The organism is Vibrio sp. 10N.261.46.A3 (assembly GCF_041472995.1).
GTDB classification, from domain to species: Bacteria; Pseudomonadota; Gammaproteobacteria; order Enterobacterales; family Vibrionaceae; genus Vibrio; species Vibrio coralliirubri.
Genome location: NZ_JBFRRH010000026.1, coordinates 45,157 through 69,459, shown reverse-complemented (window position 1 = coordinate 69,459; position 24,303 = coordinate 45,157). Strand labels below are relative to the sequence as shown.

The window sequence follows — 24,303 nt, the reverse complement described above, 5'->3', positions numbered from 1 at the left end:
CGTTCATCATAAAGAGAGCGCCCTCGTTATGAAAGGGCGCATTGGGATAAAGTCTGTAAAATGATATTGCTTGTCTTTCTGGAGATGTTTTTCTGCAATGAGAAAATGGTGTAGATCAACACAAATTGGCTCGTTCAATCAATTCTCTCGGTTAAATAGCCTTATCTAAACAAACAGCGCCTTATGAGCTTGTTCAATACCTTCAATCAACATCTGCATGCCGATGACAGCAAGTATCAAACCCATCATTCGGGTAATTACATTCAATGCACTTGGTCCAACGGCTTTAACGAAGCGCTCGCCGAATACAAACAATACGTAGGTTAAGGCACACAATAGACCAAACGCGACGATGGTGATGATGGTTTCGTAGATGCCTTCGGTGCTGGCAAAGTTCATCGCGGTGGCAATGGTGCCCGGTCCGGCTAATATTGGCATTGCCAGTGGCGAGACTGCGATACTGAGCGCCGCATCTTGTTGGGCGTCTGAGTTGACCTTCTCTTTCGCTTTAGAGTGCGTTGAGTCACCTTGCAGCATATGAAAGCCAATCAAGAACACGAGGATCCCGCCAGTGATGCGAAGTGCGTAAAGCGTGATACCAAAGAGGTCGAAGATGAGCTTCCCCGACACAGCAAAGGTGCTGACGATGATGAAGGCGATGAACACCGAGCGGAAAGCGATAGACTTGACCGTTTCCCTATCATTATCACCTGTTAATCCAAGAAAGATCGGTGTGTTGGCGATAGGGTTCATGATGGCAAAAAAGCCCATGAACACGGTAATGGTATGAATGATGAGCTCTTTCATATTATTCCTTTGAAAGTATGCAGTTAAATACGACAGTAGAATGTATTTAATCTTAGATACAAATAATTATTAGAAATAGATAGTAGAGCAAGTGTGAATAAAAAACAGCCAGCATAAGGCTGGCTGTTTGGTTTTAGTGATAGGTGTAGAGTTTTAGTCGTTCGTTATTGCTTGACTCTCAACTAACAGACTCCACATAACAGGCAGATTGTGGGGCTCACTTTGTCGTTATGCGTGTTGAGATTCGCTTACTGCCACAGCCAATGCAACCGTTGCACCGACCATTGGGTTGTTGCCCATGCCGATGAAGCCCATCATCGCCACGTGAGCAGGAACAGAAGAGCTACCTGCGAATTGGGCGTCAGCGTGCATTCTGCCCATGGTGTCTGTCATGCCGTAAGATGCTGGGCCTGCTGCCACGTTATCTGGGTGCAATGTTCTACCTGTACCGCCGCCTGAAGCAACTGAGAAGTAAGGCAGACCTTGGCGAGTACGCTCTGCTTTATAGATACCTGCAACAGGGTGTTGGAAGCGCGTTGGGTTAGTTGAGTTACCCGTAATACTGACATCCACTTCTTCTCTGTGCATAATCGCTACGCCTTCACGTACATCATCAGCGCCGTAACACAAGATCTCTCCGCGAGGGCCTTGTGAGAAGCGGCGACGTTCTGTTTCAACAAGTTCACCGGTTTGGTAATCGTATTGAGTACGAACATAGGTAAAACCATTGATGCGAGAAATTAAGTAAGCCGCATCTTTACCTAGACCATTTAGGATTACTTTCAATGGGTTTTGACGTGATTTGTTGACGTTGAGTGCGATTTTAATCGCACCTTCTGCTGCAGCAAAAGACTCGTGACCCGCAAGGAAGGCGAAGCAGTGACTCTCTTCATTGAGAAGACGCGCAGCTAGCGCACCGTGGCCGATCCCCACTTGGCGTTGCTCAGCAACACTGCCAGGTTTGGTGAATGCTTGAAGGCCTTCACCAATGATATTTGCTGCTTGTTCTGCGCTGGTGGCTTTGCGAAATAGCGCCAGTGCTGAGCCAAGGATATAAGCATCGGCAGCGCTTTCAAAAGCAATAGGTTGGGTATCCATCACTAACGCTTTTGGGTCGACATTGTGTGATAGACAGTATTGGTTCGCTTGCTCTAAAGAGTCGAAGTTCATTTCTGCCAATACGCGAGTTACTGATTCATTAAATTGAGTGTTCATCATATCTTTCCTCTAAATTGGCAAAATTACTGTTGGCGTGGGTTAATAGTGGTCACGGCTTCATCGAAGCGGCCATAGGTCCCTGTCGCAAGGTCGGCCGCTTCATTCGCTGGCACGCCTTGGTTAATCGCCTTCATCATTTTGCCGAGGTTGAGATACTCGTAGCCAATCACTTCGCTGTGATCATCAAGCGCTAGCTTGGTCACGTAACCTTCTGCAAGCTCTAGGTAACGTACGCCTTTTGCTGCGGTTGAGTAACTGGTACCCACTTGGCTGCGCTGTGTTTGACCTAAGTCTTCTAATGCAGCGCCAATTTCTAGACCGCCTTCAGAGAAAGCTGATTGAGTTCGACCGTAAACAAACTGCAGGAAGATTTCACGCATGGCTACGTTAATAGCGTCACACACTAAGTCAGTATTTAGGGCTTCAAGAATGGTTCTTCCGGTGAGGATTTCTGCTGCCATCGCGGCGGATTGAGTCATGCCTGAACAACCAATCGTTTCGATGAGTGCTTCTTCGATGATGCCGTTTTTTACGTTCAGCGTTAGTTTTGCTGCACCTTGTTGTGGTGCACAAGTGCCGACGCCATGGCTTAAGCCAGAAATAGCGATGACATCTTTTGGACTAACCATAGCGCCTTCAACTGGAATTGGTGCTGAAGTGTGTAGATCACCCCTTTGAATAGGGCACATTGATTGAATTTCTGAAGAGTAGTGCATAATGTTTTCTCACTATTAGAGTCATTGAAGACCTAGGGCGTTGAGAAAACAGGACGTGTTGGAAGAGGTGCGGCTAATTCACTACAGATCTTGAGTATCGATAATCCAAAGGCGTCATGGAGCTTGGTCTTAATAGACTAAGTCCATTTCAAAATGGAGGAATAGCGATACATCCAACAGTATTACCTGTTTTCGATTCTGTAGGAGTCATTAGCACTGTTCGGAAAGAACGGGCGGTTGAAGCAAAAGCTTAGGTGGAACCCCATCACCTGATGGCTATAGATTAGATCTTTATCACACTTTCATGCAAGCGAATGTTTAGAGCAATTTCGACTATAAACAAGCTTCATTATATTTCGATAAGTATAAAAAAACGCCAATAACGAACTCTGATTAGAGGCGTCATTGACGTTTTTTAGAAAGCGATCAGCTAGTTACGCTGCATCTTCTTCTGCGTCTTCAACAGCTTCAAGCTTCTTGGCTTTTTTCGGAGCTGGTTTACGCTTAGCACCTAATGCGTAAAGAACTTCTTCTTTGTTCTTCGCTAGGTACATTGCAAGTTCTTCTTGCTTGCCTTCATCTTCAACTAAATCGCTTTTGCCTAAAAGTTCAAAAAGCTCATCAGCCATATCCAGCATTTTGTCGTATGCGTCGGCTTCGGCTTTAGAGGTAAAAGTCATTTTCTCTTCTCCGTTGCGTTCCACCACGTACTTGACGATAACAGCCATGGTTAATCCTCTAAGTTTGATAAATTTTACTGGCTTTTTATACAGTTTCTGATGCTAAATGTCCAGTTGGAGCCCTAACTATGCGGCCTCAATCTTGATGTGTAGCCCAGTCTTCACAATAACTCATGAAAGATTTCAGCAGCGGGCTCTGGTATTTGTCTTTGTGTACTAGCATCCAGAAACGTCGTTTCATGTCGAGTGGCACATCAAGCGCTTTTACTCGGCCTGAATCAATCGCTCGTTGTGCTGCCAATCGTGATAAACACGCGAATCCAAGATTGGCGGAAACTGAATTGATGATCGCCTCTGTGGTGTTGAGTTCAAAGGATTCATACCAATGTTCGATACGCGGTGCGACGGCTCGTAGGAAAAACTCACGAGTCCCTGAACCTGATTCACGTAAAATCCAATGGCTGTCTTCTAAATCGCTTAAAGTTACTTTTTCTTTTGAAACGAGAGGATGTTGATTACTAACAATAATACACATTTCATCGCTGCTAAACTGACTCGAGATGAGTTCAGGGTGTAATGTTTTTCCTTCAATTAGCGCGATATCAAGTTCATAATCCACCAACTTTTGACAGATCAGTGCACTGTTTGAAATGAACAAGCTTTGATCCTGATGTTGAGTTCGTTCGCGAAAGCCTGACAAAATAAACGGTGCGACCTGATTACCAATCGTGTCACTCGCGCCGACCTTTAGATTGCCACTTAAAGGTTGATCATCACGGAACAAGACATCAATACCAGCAGCACGGTGTAATATCTCATCCGCCAATGGAAGTAACTTATGTCCCTCCTGGTTGAGAATTAATCGGTTGTTGACCCGGTCAAATAGAGAGTGGCCGAGTTGTTTCTCCATTTCGCCTAGTGCCATGCTGACAGCGGCCTTAGACAGAAACAGAGCCTCAGAGGCAGCAGTCAATGTCGAGTGCTGAGTGATAGTGACGAACACTTTGAGCTGTTTTATTGAAATATTAGCCATCAGATTCCTAGTTTAACTCTGCTGGTGAAAATGGGTTTTGTTCATTATTTTTGAACACTTGTTATATATAATTGGATATTGTTTAACGAAGTGCAAGCGTATTATGGCTTCAACAAGCTGATGAGTTCACAAGTTTTGTGAATTAAGTTTAAGAGAGGCTGACATGATTCAACGTATTAAATATAGATTAACAGGAGCTCCAACACCCATGGCAGGGTTAGCACTAGCAATCGCAAGCTTAGGCTGGTGCTGGGATGGTGTATTAGTATCACAAGATATCTTACATACACCGGGTTTGGTTCAATGGGTAAGCGCAGCGATTGCTGGATGTTTGCTTCTTGTTTTGGCTGTGAAGTTTTTGATTCACGGACATTTATTGCGTGCAGATCTTGCTCACCCAGTCGTGGGAAGTGTTGTACCAACGTTTGCGATGGGTTGTATGGTTGTTTCTGCTTCTTTGGCACCAATTTCGACCTTCCTCAGCGAAAGTGTTTGGTTGGCATCTGTGGCATTGCACGTGGTGTTCTTGGTGAGCTTCCTATACCACAGAGCAAAACAGTTTGAGATCCACCACATGGTGCCAAGCTGGTTTGTGCCACCAATCGGTATTATTGTTGCGGATGTTTCCTTCTCTGGTAACCCGACTCTAGAGCCTGTGGCAAACGCTGTTTTGGTCTTTGGTCTGTTGATTTATGCGGTAATGTTACCTGTGATGATCTACCGTTTGATCTTCTCTCATGAAGTGCCTGACGCAGCGAAACCTACCATTGCGATTATGGCTGCACCTGCAAGTCTATCTCTAGCAGGATACCTAACGGTTTCAGCAGATCCTTCACCAGTGATCATTGGTTTGTTATTTGGTATTGCAGTGTTGATGACGTTCATTATCTACATGGCGTTTTTCAAACTACTTCGTCTGCCATTCAGCCCTGGCTATGCAGCGTTTACCTTCCCAATTGTGATTGGTGCAACAGCCTTGTTTAAATTGGCTGCGTGGATGCAAGCACAAGGCATTGAAGCGCATTACATTAACCAAGTGTTTAACCTAGCTTATTTAGAGCTGATTGTTGCGACGTTGGTGGTAGGTTATGTCGCTGTTCGTTACTACATGAACTACAAACCACATCGTGTTCTAAGTTCGGTAAGCGGTAAATTGTAATCCGCATTAGTTCAAAAGATAAACGGACCTTAAGTTTTCAGTATTTCATAAGCTTATATTCCTAATCCAAATACGGCACTTATGCTAATCTGGCTTTATATTGTGGCAAGATTAGCGTGAGTGCACTTTGTTTACTGTTTACCATTCCAATAAAGTTGATACTTTAAAAATCCTTCTCGTTCACTTAATCAAAAGTGACCCTTTAGCCAATCCCTTCGAAAAAGAGCAGATCTTGGTTCAGAGCCCAGGTATGTCTCAATGGCTTAAGATGGAACTCGCCAAAGAGTTTGGCGTAGCAGCAAATATCGATTTCCCACTTCCTGCAACCTTCATTTGGGATATGTTTACCCAAGTGCTTCCTGATGTTCCTAAACGCAGTGCTTTTAACAAAGAAGCGATGACGTGGAAGCTGATGAGTTTGCTACCCGCTAAGCTTGACCACCCTGATTTTCTTCCTTTACAGCGCTATCTTGAAAACGACGAAGATGATTCGAAGTTGTACCAATTGGCAGAAAAAATTGCCGATATCTTCGATGGTTATTTGGTGTATCGACCTGAATGGATGGCGATGTGGGAAGCGGGAGAGCCCGTTGCAGAACTTATCGATGAGGAAGGGCAGCAAGAGCACCCTTGGCAACCGATTTTGTGGCAAGCGCTCTATGAGCAAACTCTGTCCCAAGGCCAATCTAAATACCACCGTGGTAACTTGTACCATGACTTTATTGAAGCGCTAGCCAATCAACAAGGCCAGCTGCAACATTTGCCTAAGCGCTTATTTGTGTTTGGTATTTCTTCGCTGCCTCCTCGTTATATGGACGCGTTGAAAGCACTGGGTGAGCAGATTGATGTGCACTTGATGTTTACCAACCCTTGTCAGTATTACTGGGGTGATATTCGTGACCGTAAATACTTGGCGAGAGTCGAAGCACAGCGCCGCAAGCAGTTTGCTCTGGTTGATGGTTTACCTCTTCTTGAAGGCGAAGCCTCACCATTGAAAGATGGTATTGAAGCCAATGTTGAAGACGAACTGCATACCAGCCAAGCTGTTGGTAATAGCTTACTGGCGTCTATGGGTAAATTAGGCAGGGATAACCTGTTCTTGCTATCTCAATCAGACAGCGAAGAGCACGAGTTCTTTATTGATGTTGAGAGAGATAATCTACTTCATCAACTACAAGCCGATATTCTCCAGTTAGAAGAACATCAAGACGACCACATCTTAGATTCCAGCCACCATAAACAGGTGGTTGAGCTTGGCGATCGTTCTCTGACAGTACATGCGTGTCACAGCCCAATGCGTGAGGTTGAAGTCCTTCATGATCAGCTGTTGGCCATGTTTGATGCTGACCCGACCCTGAAACCACGCGATATCATCGTGATGGTGTCTGACATTAATGCTTATAGCCCAGCGATTCAGGCGGTATTTGGTAATGCCCCGGGTGAACGCTATATCCCATATTCAATCTCAGATAGAACCGCCGACCAAGAAAGTCCGATACTGACAGCGTTCATGCAGCTGGTCGCGCTACCGAATACGCGTTGTTTAGCGTCTGAGTTGCTAGAGTTGTTAGAAATCCCTGCAATGATGGCGCGCTTTGGTATTGATGAGTTTCAATTCGAGCAAGCCAAGCAATGGGTTGAAGAAGCGGGCATCCGTTGGGGTGTCGACTCTTCTACCGCAACGGAATTTGATCTACCTGCAACCGAGCAAAATACCTGGCTATTTGGTATTCAGCGCATGTTATTGGGCTATGCGATGTCGGACTCTGCGGGCTTGTTTGAAACAGAACACTCTCCAATTGCCGCTTACAATGAAGTTCAGGGTATTAACGCCGAACTTGCTGGTAAGTTAGCGCACTTTATCGATCGTATTGCCCATTATCGTCAACGCTTAACTAAAACACAATCTATCGATATGTGGCGTGAAACATTGCTGCAAATGATTGATGATTTCTTTGCGGTTGAGCTGGAAGGTGAGGTGGTGCTTAAGTCGATTCGTGATGCACTTTCACAACTGAATGAACAGCTTGATGATGCCTTGTATGAGCAAGAGTTGTCACCAAGCATTATCTACCAGTACCTCAATAATAAGTTATCTGGTGCGCGTATTAGCCAGCGTTTCTTAGCGGGACAAGTGAACTTTTGTACCCTGATGCCGATGCGTTCTATTCCGTTTAAGACTGTCTGTTTATTGGGTATGAATGATGGGGTTTACCCTCGTTCAATGCCGCCAGAAGGTTTTGACTTGATGAACGGACGCACACGACCGGGTGATCGTTCTCGTCGTGATGATGACCGTTATCTATTCCTAGAAGCAATGCTGTCAGCACAAGAGTGTTTATACATCAGCTATGTCGGCCGTTCGATTCAAGATAATACCGAGCGAGTGCCGTCGGTGTTGGTATCTGAATTGATTGAGTACTGCCAACAGAACTACTGCCTAAGTGAAGACCAAGCACTACCAAGTGACGATTCTGGTATCAACCTAACTCAAGCGATCAGCTTTGAGCACACCATGACACCGTTCAGCCCCGCTGCGTTTACTCAAGGTGATGCGAGCCATGTATTGAGTTATGCCAAAGAGTGGTTACCTGCGGCTAACCGTTCCGGTGAACGCAGTGGTGAGTTCAATCGCGCATTGGACGACTATTTGTTGGGTGCAACGTATCCGTTAGAACTCGACTTGGTTGAGTTGCAGCGTTTCTGGCGCTTACCGGTGCAGTACTTCTTTAATCGTCGTCTCAAAGTGGTGTTTGAACCGCCACTTCCAGTAATGGAAGACGATGAACCATTCGTACTCAATGGACTAGAGAGCTTCCAACTTAAAGATGCGCTGCTGCAAGTGTTGCTGGATCACCCAGAAGGTGCAGATGAAGCGGTGAGACTGTTTGTCTCTGAGCAAAAAGCACAGGGTCGATTACCGGTCGGCGCCTTTGGTGATATCGAGTTTGAAACCAACCGTGTTCAAGCGGAAGACTTAGCCAAAGAGATTCGATTTGTGAGTGGTTCGCCGCAACAAGATCTCGAAGTTAATATCGAATTTGATGTGTTGGGCGAAGGTAAGCCTGTTCGCTTGATGGGGTGGTTAACTCAAAACTATCAATCGGGTCTAGTGCGTTTCCGTAGCGGAAAAATACGCTCTCAAGATTACTTGGCAGCGTGGATTGATCATCTATCCTGCGCTGTTATGGGACACGGAAAAACGACCCATATTATTGGCTATGACAGAAAAGAGGGCGTGGTTCACCAAACGCTACAGCCTATCGGCGATGCACAGCAAGCGAAGAGTATATTAGCTGAGTTAGTGCGACTGTTTTACCAAGGCATGACAGCGCCATTGCCTTATTTTCCGAAAACCGCATTAGCAGGTGTTGAAGCGGGTTTTAGTCGTGGTAAGTGGGTCGATGATGAAGAGAAGTCACTCAAGAAAATGGCCGATACCTTTAATGATAGCTTCGCCTTTACGGGCGAGGGCAGAGATACCTACATCTCACGAATTTGGCCTAAGTGGGATGATGAACTGGCTGCTCAATCACGTATGTACTCGACACTTGTGCTGCAGGCGGCAAGGTTGGCTGCAGCCGATCTGGAAGATCAGGAGTAGGTGGCTGTGATCGACAAGATCAATAACGAGTTCGCTGAATTAATGAAAGACAAAAGAGAGTCGCTGGTCAGCATTTGGGATGCTTACTTTCCAGTTGAAGGGAATCAAGGTGAAGGTAAGCAAGGTACAGGAAATAAAGTGGCCGCCAGTAAATCATTATTAGTGTAGGGCGTTCGCTGTACGGCCACAGGTCAGAGGGACCATTATTCTGTGGTTCAAAGTAACGTCGTAAAGTACAAAACTCGTACGCGCTCCTGAACTCGTGGGCGCATAGTAGCGAGGCGATCCGAATTGATCCGTGAGAGAGATCGCACTAACTATTAACAAATTAGCGCAGGACGTAAATTGAATGACGTTTTCCACGCTAGGTCACATTTATAGCAATAGTCACATTTTTAACAGACTCATCTATCAAAAGGCAGTAAGGCATGACGACCACAAGCAGTGTTCAGGTAATCGCTCCAAAAACACTCGATACCATGACGTTTCCACTTCATGGCGCGCGTTTAATTGAAGCATCGGCGGGTACGGGTAAGACATTTACCATTGCTGGCTTGTATTTGCGCTTACTGCTGGGGCACGGTACTGCTGCGCCGCAAGGTGATCTGACGGAAGCCACACGACACCATGAGCCACTAACCGTAGACCAAATTCTGGTGGTGACCTTTACTGAAGCGGCAACGGCTGAGCTGCGAGATCGTATCCGTGCTCGAATCCATGATGCACGTATTGCGTTTGCACGTGGGCAAAGTGATGACCCAGTGATTGCTCCTTTGCTACAAGCCATCGATGATCATGCTGGCGCAGCTAAAACTCTGCTTAATGCTGAAAGACAAATGGATGAAGCAGCGGTCTACACCATTCACGGTTTCTGTCAGCGAATGTTGACTCAAAATGCCTTCGAATCTGGCAGCCGCTTTGATAATGAATTTGTGACCGATGAAAGCCACCTAAAAGCGCAAGTGGTTGCCGACTATTGGCGTAAACAGTTCTACCCGCTGCCCATTCAACTGGCTGGTGAGGTTCGTAATATCTGGGGTTCTCCCGCTTCGCTATTAGCAGACGTAAATCGTTATCTGACAGGATCTCCGCTGAAATTAACGGTAGATGCTATGTCGGGCGACCTGCAAACTCTACACAATCAAAACCTAGATAAAGTGAAGCAACTTAAAGCGCTGTGGTGTGAATCTGAAGCGGACTTTTTGGCTTTGATTTCAGGTTCAGATGTGAACAAGCGCAGCTACACTAAGAAGTCTCTGGCGACTTGGTTAGAAGTGGTAACAGCATGGGCGCAGAGCGACACCCACGATTACCAGTTTCCAGATAAACTAGAGAAGTTTTCACAAGCCACGTTAATTGAAAAAACACCAAAAGGCACTGCGCCTCAGCACGCGGTGTTTGAGGCGATTGAGGAATTCCTAAACTCTCCTGCAGATCTAAAAGCTCCATTGCTGGCGCATGCGATTACTCATTGTCGAACTATGTTAGCTAAGGCTAAGCAGCAGAAGCAGTGGCTATCATTTGATGATTTGTTGACTCAGTTATCAGCGTCGATTGATGTCGATGAGCAATCATTGCTGGTGGAGAGAATCCGCACCTTATACCCGGTGGCGATGATCGATGAATTCCAAGATACCGATCCGCTTCAATACAGTATTTTTAGCCGAATCTACCTTGATAACCCGCAATGCGGTCTGTTTATGATCGGTGACCCGAAACAGGCTATCTACGGTTTCCGTGGCGCGGATATCTTTACTTACATCAAGGCAAGAAACCAAGTTAGTGCTCACTATACGTTAGGCACTAACTGGCGTTCGAGTGCTGATATGGTCAGCGCGGTAAACCAAGTGTTTATGAATTCGGATAGCCCGTTTATCTACGATCAAGACATTCCATTCTTACCCGTTGCTGCTAGCCCATCGGCTGATAAACGCCAATGGGTGATGAACGGAGAAACCCAGCATGCACTGACCTTTTGGCTACAAGAAGCGGAAGATAAGCCATTGCCGAAAGGCGAATATCACAAAGCAATGGCTGAGGCGACCGCGAGTCAAATTCAAACCATTTTGACCGCTTCTCAAAATCAACAAGCCTATTTTGATAACGGCAAAAAACAACATGCCGTGAATGCGGGTGATATTGCTGTTTTGGTTCGAACCGGTAGTGAAGGTCGCTTGATCAAGAACGCGCTATCGGAGCAAGGCATCGCGAGCGTGTATTTATCCAACCGAGACAGTGTGTTTACCAGCTTGGTCGCGCAAGATATTCAACGCTTGTTGCAAGCGGTGCTGACACCAGAAAATGATCGTGCATTACGCGCTAGTTTGGCCTCAGAGTTGTTTGCTCTGGATGCGGCTTCATTGGATGAACTCAACAATGACGAAGTGGTGTGGGAAAACGTCGTTAACGAATTTCGAGAATACCGTAAGTTGTGGCTGCAACGTGGTGTGTTACCCATGCTGCGCAGCGTGATCAGTAAAAGGCATCTCGCGGAACGCTTACTGGAAGAAGAAAATGGTGAGCGCTCACTCACTGATTTAATGCACATTGGCGAATTGTTGCAACAAGCAAGACAAGAACTCGACAGTGACTATGGCTTGTTGCGTTGGTTGGCAGAAGCGATATCAGATGCACAAAATGGTTTAGGTGGCAGTGATGACGACATTCAACGCCTTGAATCAGAAAGAAACTTGGTTCAAATCGTTACCATTCATAAGTCGAAGGGGCTGGAATATGATCTCGTATTCCTGCCGTTTGTCGCTAGCTACCGTGAAGCGAGTGAAGGTAAGTTCTACGACCATGATTCCGATACCACAGTACTGGACATTACTGGTAGCGACAGTGCCTTAGCACAAGCCGACAAAGAGCGACTAGCGGAAGACCTACGTTTGATTTACGTGGCGCTGACTCGTGCTGTTTATGGATGTTTCATTGGCATGGCACCGCTGCGTAAAGGGCGTTCAACCAAAGAACCAACTGGCGTTCACTTGAGTGCCATGGGCTATTTGGTTCAAAACGGACAAGAGCAAGGCATCGCCGAGTTGCATCAAGCTCTATCGGCAATTGAGGGTAAGAATTCAAGTGTACTACTGTCTGAAACTCCGACTGCTCACGAGCACGTATTTGTACAAACAGAGCAAGTGAGTGACGACTTACAGGCCAATGAACTGAAAGCTTCAATTGACAGAGCTTGGCGAATTACCAGTTACTCGGGACTTGTAAAACAAGGCAGTCACGGCGCAAGTCATGATGCCACGATTGAGGTGTCTGGCTTCGATATTGACTCGGCGGATGAACAAGACGAGTCGGAATTGATTGAACCTGAACGTTCTATATTCACGTTCCCTCGCGGCGCTCGCCCTGGTACTTTCTTGCACACCTTGTTTGAGGATGTTGAATTTACCGAGCCTGCAACCAGCGAACACAACACGCAAGTAATCACTCACTTATTAGAGTCAGAACAATACGAACTCGAGTGGCTGCCCGTGCTTCAACAACTGGTTGATACGGTGCTGAACACCGCGTTAGATGGTAAGAACTTAAAGCTAAGCGAGAAAGACTCAACGCAACGATTGGTCGAGATGGAATTCTTGTTGCCGATCGAAGTGTTAGCCGCATCTGAATTGAATCAAACCATTCAGTATCACGATCCGCTATCAGCAAAAGCGGGTGACCTTGGCTTCCAAACCGTGCAAGGCATGTTGAAAGGCTTCATCGATTTGGTGTTCGAGCACCAAGGTAAATACTATGTCCTCGACTGGAAATCGAATCATTTAGGTGATGACGTTGCCGTCTACCATGGTGAGGCATTGAAATCGGCTATGGCCGACCACCGTTACGATTTTCAATATCAAATCTATGCGTTGGCATTGCACCGCTTCCTACGCAGTCGCGTTGCAGATTACAGTTATGAACAACATTTCGGTGGGGTTTATTACTTGTTCCTAAGAGGAATGGATGGCCAATCACAACAAGGTGTTTTCTCGGCTAAACCAACATTGGCTTTGCTCGATGAAATGGATCAATTGATTGACGGTAAAGTGATAGACAGACGTTCAGCACTATTGAATGACGATGAAACTGGACAGATGGGGCTTTTATAATGACAACGACGACCACTAATACCAGCGTAGAAGCAGCGAACTCTGTAAAGCCAGTTTCACTTATCCCTGAACAGCTCATGGATGTACTCAAGTTCCTTGCGGATAAGGGCTCGATTCATCAGCTGGATTATCAGTTTGCCCGTTTTATTTCGCAGCAAGCCACGAGTCATTCTCAAGAGATCGGTTTTCTCGCTGGGTTGGTGAGCCATGAGTTGGGCAAGGGGCATATTTGTACTCAGCTTATACAGCAGTATACGGTAGGCCCTGAACAAACGGCGGATCTTGCTCAGTTACTTGGGTTGTACGGTGAAACTGCCCTGCAATTGAATCAAAAGTTATTAGGTATTGATTGGGTGGCGGTACTTCAATCGTCAAACCTAGTAGGTACAACCAATGACTGTGTTAAGCCGCTGATGTTTGATGGACAGCGTGTCTACTTACAGCGTTATTGGAACTACGAAGTTGTGTTGGCTGAGACCTTAAACCGTTTAAGTAAGCCAGTAGAGTTCAATACTGAACAGAAGAAGGCACTGACTGAAACGCTCAATCAGCTTTTTGCACGTAGCTATCACTTTCTGTTTAACGCCTTAGCCAAGGCCGAAGCAAGCCAACAAACGTCTCAGGTATTACGTCAACAATTGGTGTGTGACCATCTTGATATTGTGAATGAGCAGGCTCTAGATTGGGGCGCAATCGACCAAGCGGTTGTGCAAGCTAAGCAAGTGACGGACTTAGATGTTCTAGACAGTTTGGTGCCGTTATCAGCATGTTTGAACTGGCAAAAAGTCGCGGCAGCGGTGGCGCTGAGCCGTCGCTTTGCGGTGATTTCCGGTGGGCCGGGTACCGGTAAAACGACCACAGTAACCAAATTACTGTCGGCGATGGTCGAGCAATCGCTCAGCCAAGGTAAAACACCGACGATTAAACTGGTGGCACCGACGGGTAAAGCAGCGGCGCGTTTAACCGAGTCGATTGGCAAAGCGATTGAACAGCTGCCATTAGCGCCTGAAGTAAAAGCCAACATACCAACTGAATCGAGCACGTTACACAGATTACTCGGCGCGATTCCTAACCGTGCTGAGTTTAGGCATAACCGACGCAATCCACTCCACCTTGATATCTTGGTCGTGGATGAAGCTTCGATGGTTGATCTGTCGATGATGTATAAGCTGGTGGATGCACTTCCGGAGCACGCAAGGCTTATCTTGTTGGGTGATAAAGACCAACTCGCTTCAGTAGAGGCAGGTGCTGTGCTCGGTGATATCTGTTCATTCAACTCTGCAGGGTACAGCGCAGCGCAAGGCAATTTGATTGCGGAGATGACAGGCTTTGATGCGATCGCTAATCCAAGACAAGACAAAGCTGGAGCGGTGAATTCGCCTGCGATTGCAGACAGCTTGTGTATGCTGCAGAAGAGTTATCGTTTCGATGCGCGTTCCGGTATTGGTCAGCTGGCAAAAGCAATCAATAATGGTTCTGCGAATCAAGTAGATCAAGTGTTTGCCAAAGGTTTTGGCGATATCGAAAATCATCCTCTATCGAGCGACAGCTATAACTTGATGCTGCGTACTTTGGTTAACGAGTATGGTGCGTACCTCAATAGAATGAATGCGCCGTTGGAAGAGTTAGAAACTCAAGAAGCACGCGCAAAATCAGTGCTCGATTTGTTCAGCCAATGCCGACTGTTGTGTTCCATTCGTGAAGGGGATTTTGGTGTTAAAGGCCTCAACCACAGAATTGAAAGAGCACTGGCCGCAAGGCGTTTGGTGAGCCCTCATAATGATGAGCTGTGGTATCACGGGCGACCTGTCATGGTGACTCGAAATGATCATGGCTTGGGTTTGTATAATGGTGATATTGGTATCTGTATGCTTGAGGCGGATTCTAGTCAACCTGACTTAACCCCTCGTTTGAAGGTCTATTTTGAGTTGCCAGATGGCAGTGTGAAAGCCGTGCTGCCAAGCCGAGTTCCCGATCATGAAACAGCTTATGCAATGACGATACATAAATCTCAGGGTAGTGAATTTGATCTGACCTTAATGATCTTGCCGCCAGATTTCAGCCCTATTTTAACGCGGGAGCTTATCTATACCGGTATTACACGTGCGAAGAAACGACTGATGATGTTCAGCGATACCAACGTGTTGAAGCGTGGGATTAAGGTGAAAACAGAGCGAGTGAGTGGTTTAGGCAGTCGTTTAACGAATTAGTCGATAATGGACGCTAGAGAAGGGCTTGCACTTAGAACTAGATAAACACAAAGCAACCATCCCTGGTTGCTTTGAACGTTATTAAGGCTCTTTGCTTAAAAACGCTCGAGTAAACGATATGTGGTTTATCTTGTATTTTGCTTGGCAATTCAAAATAAACTCTTTTAGATTCTCGCTAACAGGGAACACGCAGTGTACGTCTAGCCCTTCTAAGAATTGGTTATCAGCCATATCCCAAAAACTTTGCAGCGAGTTACAAACAATGGTTCTCATATCAATGTTGCTCTTTTTGCTGTTTATATTAACGAGCAGAGCTAATGTTAGCGTGCTGACCGTCAACGGGTATAGCAATCCGTGCAGTGACCACCTCAATGAGTTCGATATGACTATCGAGATGGCAATTCCAATAAAAACATTTGTTAAGATTATTAAAGCGTTTAAATTCTATACAATTATACGTGTGAGTGAAAGTGCATAGTTGATAAATCTCATATAGAAAACGATTACATTTGCAATTATTTTTCTTCTGAAGTGAGATTGTGCTCCAAAACTTTATTTATACGTTGAGCGCCAAGATCTTTGAGTTTCTCTGATAGTTGTATAACCCTTGTTTTTCCATCGGCAATTCATCAACCGCTATCTCGTAAAAGCCTTGTTCACGGAACCAGTGAAGGCTGTGCGTAGTAAGGACAAAGATCTGGTCGATATCACGAGATTTTGATTGGTGGCGCATGTAATCCAGCAGCAATTGCCCACGGTTTCCATCGCGATAGTCAGGGTGAATCGCCACACACGCCATCTCTGCCATGTGATCTTCCGGATACGCATATAGTGCAGCGCAACCAATAATCAGACCGTCTTTTTCGATGATCGTAAAACGGTGAATTTCTTGTTCCAATTGTTCTCTTGAACGACGAACAAGAATGCCTTGTTCTTCCAAAGGACGAATAAGGTCAAAGATGCCACCAATATCGTCAATCTGAGCTTGTCTTACTTGCTCAGCACTCGCCATAACCACTTGGGTCCCAATACCATCAAAAGAGAACAATTCTTGGATTAACGCGCCATCTACCTTGTAGCTGATTAGATGACAACGAGGCACCCCGGCACGACAAGCGGAGATCGCTCCTTTCAAGAAGCGCAGTGTTCCTGTGCTCATGTCTTCGGCAGGGTTTTGAGATTCCGTTAATCGTTCTAGAATTTGCTTGGCGTCTTTTGGGAAGAGTTCGGCGAGCACATTACCGCGTTCATCTGTTACCCCTTGTTCGGAGCAAAAGCCAATCAGCTTGTCGGCCTTTAGACGAATAGCAACTTGGGTCGCGACCTCTTCAGAAAGTAGGTTAAAGCTTTCGCCTGTCACGGAGCTGGCAATAGGGCCAAGCAGTACAATTGAACCTTGGTCAAGTGTGCGATTGATCCCTTCGATATCGATTCGACGAATACGCCCGCTGTGGCAATAATCCGTACCGTCATCCACGCCAAGCGGTTGAGCCGTAATGAAGTTACCACTCATCACATTGAGTTGAGTGCCTGCCATCGGGGTGTTGTTTAAACTCATCGAAAGTCGAGCAGTGATGGCAAGTTGTAGTTGGCCAGCAGCCTGCATAGCGACGCCCAGAGAATATTCATCAGTGACCCTAATATTCTTGTGATAAGGCGTATGGCAATCTTGCTTAGCGAGCAATTGGTTGATCTGCGGTCTTGCCCCGTGAACGAGAACAATTTTTACTCCAAGGCTGTGGAGTAAGGCTATATCACTAATAATGTTACCAAAGTTCCTGTCGGCAACGGCTTCGCCTCCCAGCATAATGACCATGGTTTTGCCACGGTGAGCATTGACATAAGGGGTTGATTGTCTGAAACCTTTTACTAGCGCTGTACTTCTTAATTTCACAGAACAAGTCCATTTTGTTTATTTATTCGATAATTTAGCATTTAAATTCAAATGTAAACAACACCTTTTTGGAATAAAGCGCAAACTATTCTTATCTAGGCTTCAATATATAAACTGTCTCAGTGTAGAATGCGCATAGCATCCTTATGAGTAGTCACCGAATGCAACAAGCTCCAGCGACAAACAACAAAATCGATGAGATAACCAAAGGTCTCTACAGCGAAGCTGATCAGCGCAATCAATCTAAGTTGAAGCGTAAGATCATTGAACGTTGTTTAATGGTTCTAGCTTTGGTGGGTTCGTTTGCGGTGGTTTCTTTGTTCGGCGATGTGCTTTCCCGAGTGCAAGATGCGGCGACGCCCGACAATCTGATATACGGTACTTGGATAGAGCAGGATGTTGCACATTATGCGACGGATGAGTTTGTTCTGAATGCTAATGGTGTATCAGTTCGTGGGTCTGTTGTTTCGACGAGCTTTGACTTTGACGGTAACTACTTTGAATACAAGGCGGGTGATAAAACCTATCGCTTCCGCATGACCAATTCTGACAATACAGAAATGGTGCTCGATTCTGACAGTCACTACAATCCCATCTTCCGCCTTAAAGGCCATATCGATAACTCCGTCCGATAGGTTATCTTATTGTAAACTCTTACAATCTACGATTGTGTTATCTGACTGTTTTTGTCATCCTCGATGCATAGAATTTTTAGGATGACTCTTGTGATTAAAAAATGGCTTCCCCTAGTCGCTGCCTCTTTGCTATTTGGCTGTGCTCAACCCACTGATCTTGCTCAACAACATCTTGATGACGAATTTTCTCGTACCTTGAATAAGGTCGATCAGGTTGAATCCAATAAACCAAGAGACTACACCGCATTTGCAGAGCAAGCTGAGATGGTGGTTTCTAAATCCCCTTCGATGGCTAAAATCTATGAGCCGCTTTATCAACAACTCAATGAGTGGGCGATGCTGAGTGGAGATCCAAGCGAACTCGCTAATTTTGGCGTTCAAACTGCTCAACTAGGCGGTGGTGATAAGCAAGGCAATGTTTTATTCACTGGCTACTTTTCTCCTGTGATGGAACTGCGCCACGAAGCGAATGAAGAATATCGTTACCCTGTTTACGGGCTTCCTGAGTGTGGTAAAGAGTGTCCAACACGCCAAGAGATTTACAACGGCGCACTAGAAGGTCAGGGCCTTGAGTTAGGTTACTCAGCAAACCGTATCGACCCATTTATGATGGAAGTACAGGGCAGTGGATTTGTACACTTCGGTGATGATGACACGCTGCAGTATTTCGCCTACGCGGGTAAGAACAATAAAGCTTATGTGAGCATTGGCCGTGTTTTGATTGAACGAGGCTTAGTTCCACGCGAAAAAATGTCGCTAAAAGCAATCAAAGAGTGGGTATTGGCAAACGATCCTGAAGTGGTCAAAGAGCTGCTTGAGCAAAACCCATCTTTCGTGTTTTTTGAAGCGAGAGATGACCTATCTGTGATGGGTAGCGCGGGCATTCCTCTATTACCTATGGCGGCGGTTGCGGGCGATCGCTCTATCTTGCCAATGGGGACGCCGATTCTTGCTGAGGTTCCATTATTGAATGCTGATGGTACTTGGAGCGGCGCTCATCAACTAAGACTGCTATTGGTTTTGGATACGGGCGGCGCGGTTAAGCAAAACCATTTGGACCTTTATCACGGCATGGGCCCTCGAGCGGGTACAGAAGCGGGCCATTACAAGCATTTTGGTCGTGTGTGGAAGCTCGGTTTAGATGGCAGCGCAACTGAAGCGCCTTGGGCTTTGCCTCCTGAAAAGGTTGAGTAAGCGACAATAAAATAGGGCATTGAAAGCGAATCGCTAATCCCCTAGACTTTTTATTCAAGAGTGCGTATAAAACGCACTCTTTTCTTTTTCTCAGAAATAAATTGGCGGCAACAATGCGTGAATTGACCACTCCAGCTTCAGAAAACTATGACCAACGATTTGGTGGCACCCGTCGCCTATATGGCAATAGTGAAGTCGACATACTTAGAGCAGCACACGTGTGTGTGATCGGTATTGGTGGTGTCGGTTCATGGGCGGTTGAAGCGCTTGCTCGTACTGGTTTAGGTGAGCTGACTTTGATCGATATGGATGATGTGTGTGTGACCAACATCAACCGTCAGATCCACGCAATGTCGGGTACCGTTGGTAAAAGCAAAATTGAAGTGATGGCAGAGCGCGTTAAGCTGATTAACCCTGAGTGTAAAGTTAACCTGGTTGACGACTTCATCGGCCCAGACAATCAGGCTGAATACCTATCGAAAGAGTTCGACTTTGTGTTAGATGCGATTGATAGCATGAAAGCTAAGGCTTCACTGTTGGCATATTGTCGTAGCAACAAAATTAAGGTGATCACCACCGGTGGTGCGGGTGGTCAAATCGATCCCACTCAAATCAAAGTGGCTGATCTGACTAAGACGATTCAAGATCCGCTAGCGAAGAAGCTAAAAGATACCCTTCGTCGTCATCATAACTTCCCTAAGAATCCAGCACGTAAGTTTGGTATCGATTGTGTGTTCTCAACTGAACAGCTGAAATACCCTCAAGCTGACGGCAGTGTATGTGCTGCGAAAGCGACAGCAGAAGGTCCAAAACGCATGGATTGTGCGACGGGTTTTGGTGCGGCAACGGTTGTAACAGCGACGTTTGGCTTTGTGGCTGTTTCACGTATCGTCGAAAAGCTGATTCAAAAGCACGCTAAGTAACGTCTTCTACTCAATTAACAATCGACTGGATATTAAAATGACCACATTCCCAAGCTCTCCATTCGGCACTGAAATTACCAGTGATGATATTGTCGCGAAAATGCAGACATTCAGCGGCTGGGAAGACCGTTATCGCCAAGTGATTCAATGGGGTAAGAAACTGCCAACGATGCCTGATGAACTGAAAAGTGAGCAGGTGATTGTCTCTGGCTGTGAAAGCCAAGTGTGGTTGGTTTCTCAGAACATCGGTGGTGTTTGGCACTTTTGTGCTGATTCTGATGCGCGTATCGTTCGCGGTCTGATTGCATTAGTAATGGCTGCGTATGATGGAAAAACATCAGAGCAGGTTCAAGCGTTCGATATTGATGGTTACTTTGAACAAATCGGTCTAATTACCCACCTTAGCCCATCTCGCGGTAATGGATTAAAAGCGATTGTTGAGCAAATCAAGAACCTCGCTAACTCGTAATTGTTTCACACCTTTTCATCGTTGCGCTTTAAAGAGATTCCAGATACTTCGTTCCTCAGTTCTGGAATGACGAATTCTAACTGTGTTTCGTCATTCCCTAAAGCGACGAAGGAGCGTAATAGGGAATCTCGTTTGGATGGTTTGCTATTTGAGGTTCCAGATACTTCGTTCCTTAGCTCTGGAATGATGACTGCTAATTGAGTCTCGCCATCCCCTAAAGCATATCAACGGCTTTTTCTATCGCCGCTACGAGCTTTTCAACATCATCCATGTTGTTGTAAATACCAAATGAGATTCGAACCGTTCCTTTCACATTAAGTGCATCCATTAATGGGTGAGCACAATGATGCCCTGCACGTACCGCGATCCCTTGCTGATCCAATAGAGTCGCTATATCTTGATGGTGAACACCATCCATCACAAAAGTAATCACACTTGCGTTGGGTTGATACCCTAAAATCTGAATGTCATCCAGTTTACTGAGCGCAAGATAAGTCTCGTGTTGTAGCTGGTGGATATGATTTTCGACATCTTGTTGTACAAAGCCACTTAACCATTCTATTGCGGTGCTTAGTGCTATGGCTCCTGCCACATTTGGTGTGCCCGCTTCGAATTTACCAGGCAGTTCTGAAAAAGTAGTGCCAGAGAAAGAGACGCGCTCAACCATTTTGCCGCCGCCATGCCAAGGTGGCATCGCTTCGAGCAATTCAAGCTTGCCGTAAAGCACACCGATACCGGCAGGGGCATAGAGCTTGTGCCCAGAGAATACGTAGAAATCCGCACCTAAAGCAGCAACATCAATAGGCTCATGAACGATCCCTTGCGCGCCATCTACCACCACAATTGCATTCATCTTGTGTGCTTTCTCGATGACGGCTTCAATCGGCTGACGAGAACCTGTCACGTTGGTTATCTGAGCCAATGCAACAATCTTGGTTCGTTCATTTAAAAGCGTATCAAACGCGACTAGGTCAAATTCGCAATCCGATGTCATCGGTACTTTAACGACTTTAGCCCCGGTTTGTTGTGCAACAATTTGCCAAGGGACAATGTTAGCGTGATGCTCCATTTCACTCACTAAGATCTCATCGCCAGGCTGAAGAGTACTTCTTGCGTAAGTTTGAGCAATTAAATTGAGCGCCTCGGTGGCACCACGAGTCCAGATGATCTCTTTTGAAGAGCTTGCTCCAATAAACTGAGCGACCTTATCTCTGGCTGCTTCAAACTGACTGGTCGCGTTCGCTGTTAAACTATGACTACCGCGGTGAACATTGGCATTTTGTTTGGAGTAATATTGGCTAATGGCATCAATAACTACCTGAGGTTTTTGTGTCGTTGCCGCGCTGTCTAAGTAAATCAATGGTTGTTGATTGATGGTTTGTGATAGCGCAGGAAACTGCTCTCGGATGTGATTGATATCAAGCATCTATTCTTACCTAAAATCTTGGAAATTGGTGCCAGCGTTATGCTTAGCGGTATTGTTATTTTATCGCGACTTGTTAACCGTTGCTGACTAATCTTGATGATTCCAGCTATTTTCTCGCTCTTTGACCTGATCGAACAGCTTTTGGTTAACGGGAACTTCTATCTGATGCTTAAGCGCTGTTTTTATTAGGTGTCCAGTGATGAAGTCGATCTCTGTCTTGCGTTGGTAAAACATATCCTGCTTCATGGATGAGTTGTTCTGCGCCGTGGCTTGGATGACCTGCTTGACACTTGCTTCTAATCCGTCGAATGAACAAGCGATCTCTTCGGCCTGCATAACTTGTGTTAGCTCTTCAACGATAGAACTTAAAATACCCTCAAACCTTTGGTCTGCAAGTTCGCCGTTCTTGATTTGTTCCAACCCAGTGAGTGGGTTGATAGCACAATTGATCGCGAGCTTAGCCCAAAGCGCGGTTTTTATTTGTGGGTTCCAACTCACAGCGGGGAGAGCATCATCTAAGACATCAACTAAAAACGTGCACTGTTGACCCGTTTGGTTAAAAGCACCCAATTGAGTTTGGCCCAATCCAGTATGAGACACATTATTGCGGTTGGGTTTGAATGCTGCTTGAGTTGTCGTCGCCGATACAATCGGGTGAGCATTAATTTTAGTAGCAATGTTATCGACCGCACCCATTCCGTTATGCATGAACATGAGAATGGTGTCAGAGTCGACATATTGAAGTAACGGAGTGGTGGCTTCTTCTACTTGCCAAGCTTTGACTGTGAAGATAACCAAATCACTCGTTGATAGCTTGTCGATATTGTTATTGCTGAAGGAAAGTGAAGTTTGCTCATCAAGTGTTAGGTTAATTGAGGTTTCAGGGGAGCGACTCCACAAAGAGACATTATGACCAGCTTGAAGCAATTTAATCGCCCATAAAGAGCCGATAGCTCCAGGTCCAACAATAGTGATGTTCACAGCAATACCGAGATAAGAAAGTGATGCTGCAAGGATAGCGAGGCATTAAATGAAAGCAATAAAAAATGGCACCCGAGGGTGCCATTTTGGAAACTTTCTTAGAAGTTCTATTAGAACTTGTAAGTTACTGCTACGTAGTGACCTACGCCTGAAGACTCAGCTTGTGCTGATGCATTCCATGGAAGGCCTTCGCCATCTGCAAAACCGTATACATCTTTGTATAGTTTTAGACCGTAGCCAACTGCGAACTGATCTGAGTGCCAGTAAAGACCGTTGAACATTGCACCACCATTGCTTGATGTTGCATACCCTTTACCTTCATCCATACCGAATTGGTAATCGATGTAACCTTGGTAAGAGATGAATGAACCGTTCTCGAAGAAGTGGAAAGGTTTGAACCAGTTAGTCGAGATTTGGAAACCGTTCCAATCTTTTTTGTTTGAGTCGTATGTACCGTAAAGGTTTAGACCCATTTTACCGAACCATGGAACCATTACGTCAGAACCAAGACCAATTTTTTGAGTGTTAACACCAGGGCTACCATCGATACAACCTGTAGCATCACAGTTAGTAGCACCACCACCACCCCATTCCATAAGAGATGCAACGTATAGCTCTTGAACTGGACCAAAAGAAAGGTCTTTACCAGTTAGGCCATCGATAGACATACGAGGAGCAAACTTCATGAACATTTTTTCAGATTTTGCTTTATCGCTGCTTGAGTCTGAAGTTAAGTTAAATACGTCAACATAGCCGTAAAGATCGAAAATACCATTGCGACCACCAAACTCCATCTCTAGGTAATCATGAGTAGACTCAGAAACACCTTTCTCATTAAAAGCACCCATCAAGTTGAACTGTAGGAACTTGTAATCGTTCTTGTGGATGTCGCCGTCAGAATAATCCGCTGCCATTACTGGAGCAGAAGCTGCTGCTAGTAGGGCAAGAGTTAAAAGTGATTTACGCATAATGGAACTCTCTATGTTAAAAATGAATAACCCGCTAATCCGTGCGTGTTTATGATGTCCGAATGCCGAGCATAATAGCGATTTTGTTCTCAAATAAAAGTGAGACGCGATGAAAATTGCAATTATTAAGGTGAACTTGATCACACTAATGATCTAAATGATGGAACTTTAAGATGGCAATGCATCTTGATGCACCTCTAATTCTATTGATTTTGTGAAATTCGATTATTTTGTGGATAAATAGGTGAAATACTGCGCTAAGCAAACGATTCTACTAATTAGA

At 45.5% G+C, this 24,303-nt stretch carries 19 protein-coding genes and 1 riboswitch; of the genes, 9 read left to right on the top strand and 10 right to left on the bottom strand.

Translation table 11 applies throughout. The annotated features are described in order from the left end of the window. Positions 1–165 precede the first annotated feature (165 nt). The 5 genes from AB4484_RS07120 to AB4484_RS07100 form a co-directional block, all read right to left on the bottom strand. Positions 166–807: a MarC family protein gene (locus AB4484_RS07120; RefSeq protein WP_048614308.1), complete on the bottom strand. Its 642-nt coding sequence runs from the start codon at positions 805–807 to the stop codon at positions 166–168. 228 nt (positions 808–1,035) lie between these two features. Continuing rightward, positions 1,036–2,025, bottom strand: coding sequence for a GGGtGRT protein (locus AB4484_RS07115; protein ID WP_122081914.1), 990 nt, complete (start codon positions 2,023–2,025; stop codon positions 1,036–1,038). 23 nt (positions 2,026–2,048) lie between these two features. After that, positions 2,049–2,741, bottom strand: coding sequence for an iron-sulfur cluster assembly scaffold protein (locus tag AB4484_RS07110; protein WP_048608014.1), 693 nt, complete (start codon positions 2,739–2,741; stop codon positions 2,049–2,051). 194 nt (positions 2,742–2,935) lie between these two features. Next, positions 2,936–3,020: riboswitch (Fluoride riboswitch) on the bottom strand. A gap of 155 nt (positions 3,021–3,175) precedes the next feature. Continuing rightward, complete coding sequence (locus tag AB4484_RS07105) at positions 3,176–3,469, bottom strand: YebG family protein (protein WP_008223840.1); 294 nt, start codon at positions 3,467–3,469, stop codon at positions 3,176–3,178. 88 nt (positions 3,470–3,557) lie between these two features. Beyond that, positions 3,558–4,454 carry a LysR family transcriptional regulator gene (locus AB4484_RS07100; protein ID WP_048608012.1) on the bottom strand — a complete coding sequence of 299 codons (897 nt, stop codon included), beginning with the start codon at positions 4,452–4,454 and terminating at the stop codon, positions 3,558–3,560. A gap of 208 nt (positions 4,455–4,662) precedes the next feature. Here AB4484_RS07100 and AB4484_RS07095 point away from each other — a divergent pair, with 208 nt between their 5' ends. The 5 genes from AB4484_RS07095 to recD all read left to right on the top strand — a co-directional run bounded on the left by AB4484_RS07095 (position 4,663) and on the right by recD (position 15,530). Beyond that, a complete protein-coding gene (locus AB4484_RS07095) occupies positions 4,663–5,613 on the top strand; it encodes a TDT family transporter (protein WP_372077249.1) in 951 nt (316 codons plus the stop codon). Positions 5,614–5,740: 127 nt separating this feature from the next. After that, positions 5,741–9,217, top strand: a complete 3,477-nt coding sequence (recC, locus tag AB4484_RS07090) for an exodeoxyribonuclease V subunit gamma (RefSeq protein WP_372077247.1) — start codon at positions 5,741–5,743, stop codon at positions 9,215–9,217. Between the two features lie 6 nt (positions 9,218–9,223). Beyond that, positions 9,224–9,385, top strand: coding sequence for a hypothetical protein (locus AB4484_RS07085; RefSeq protein WP_248369424.1), 162 nt, complete (start codon positions 9,224–9,226; stop codon positions 9,383–9,385). Between the two features lie 260 nt (positions 9,386–9,645). Beyond that, complete coding sequence (recB, locus tag AB4484_RS07080; RefSeq protein ID WP_372077245.1) at positions 9,646–13,320, top strand: exodeoxyribonuclease V subunit beta; 3,675 nt, start codon at positions 9,646–9,648, stop codon at positions 13,318–13,320. Continuing rightward, the gene (recD, locus tag AB4484_RS07075) at positions 13,320–15,530 is read left to right on the top strand and encodes an exodeoxyribonuclease V subunit alpha (RefSeq protein WP_372077244.1); all 2,211 of its coding nucleotides are present in this window, start codon (positions 13,320–13,322) and stop codon (positions 15,528–15,530) included. Before recB ends, recD begins: the two co-directional genes overlap by 1 nt. An 81-nt stretch (positions 15,531–15,611) precedes the next feature. On the opposite strand, the gene AB4484_RS07070 is transcribed toward recD, so the two are convergent. Further along, the gene (locus AB4484_RS07070; protein WP_050649790.1) at positions 15,612–15,803 is read right to left on the bottom strand and encodes a hypothetical protein; all 192 of its coding nucleotides are present in this window, start codon (positions 15,801–15,803) and stop codon (positions 15,612–15,614) included. Positions 15,804–16,086: 283 nt separating this feature from the next. Next, positions 16,087–17,424, bottom strand: coding sequence for an amino-acid N-acetyltransferase (gene argA, locus AB4484_RS07065; RefSeq protein WP_017065782.1), 1,338 nt, complete (start codon positions 17,422–17,424; stop codon positions 16,087–16,089). 161 nt (positions 17,425–17,585) lie between these two features. Between argA and AB4484_RS07060 the strand changes: the two genes are divergently transcribed. The 4 genes from AB4484_RS07060 (at position 17,586) to csdE (ending at position 20,645) form a co-directional block, all read left to right on the top strand. Beyond that, entirely contained in the window at positions 17,586–18,059 is a 474-nt protein-coding gene (locus AB4484_RS07060; RefSeq protein WP_050653300.1) for a DUF2850 domain-containing protein, read from the top strand. Between the two features lie 81 nt (positions 18,060–18,140). Next, on the top strand, positions 18,141–19,253 hold the full coding sequence (gene mltA / locus AB4484_RS07055) for a murein transglycosylase A (protein WP_372077241.1): 1,113 nt from the start codon (positions 18,141–18,143) through the stop codon (positions 19,251–19,253). Positions 19,254–19,366: 113 nt separating this feature from the next. Beyond that, complete coding sequence (gene tcdA / locus AB4484_RS07050) at positions 19,367–20,176, top strand: tRNA cyclic N6-threonylcarbamoyladenosine(37) synthase TcdA (protein ID WP_065676375.1); 810 nt, start codon at positions 19,367–19,369, stop codon at positions 20,174–20,176. A gap of 37 nt (positions 20,177–20,213) precedes the next feature. Then, on the top strand, positions 20,214–20,645 hold the full coding sequence (csdE, locus tag AB4484_RS07045; protein WP_372077239.1) for a cysteine desulfurase sulfur acceptor subunit CsdE: 432 nt from the start codon (positions 20,214–20,216) through the stop codon (positions 20,643–20,645). Between the two features lie 214 nt (positions 20,646–20,859). Here the strand turns inward: csdE and csdA are convergent, their stop codons facing one another. From csdA to AB4484_RS07030, 3 genes are all read right to left on the bottom strand, one after another. Beyond that, the gene (gene csdA, locus AB4484_RS07040) at positions 20,860–22,071 is read right to left on the bottom strand and encodes a cysteine desulfurase CsdA (protein ID WP_017068522.1); all 1,212 of its coding nucleotides are present in this window, start codon (positions 22,069–22,071) and stop codon (positions 20,860–20,862) included. Positions 22,072–22,158: 87 nt separating this feature from the next. Continuing rightward, on the bottom strand, positions 22,159–23,052 hold the full coding sequence (panE, locus tag AB4484_RS07035) for a 2-dehydropantoate 2-reductase (RefSeq protein ID WP_372077237.1): 894 nt from the start codon (positions 23,050–23,052) through the stop codon (positions 22,159–22,161). A gap of 110 nt (positions 23,053–23,162) precedes the next feature. Further along, the gene (locus AB4484_RS07030) at positions 23,163–24,020 is read right to left on the bottom strand and encodes an outer membrane protein OmpK (protein ID WP_065584404.1); all 858 of its coding nucleotides are present in this window, start codon (positions 24,018–24,020) and stop codon (positions 23,163–23,165) included. Positions 24,021–24,303: the final 283 nt, after the last annotated feature.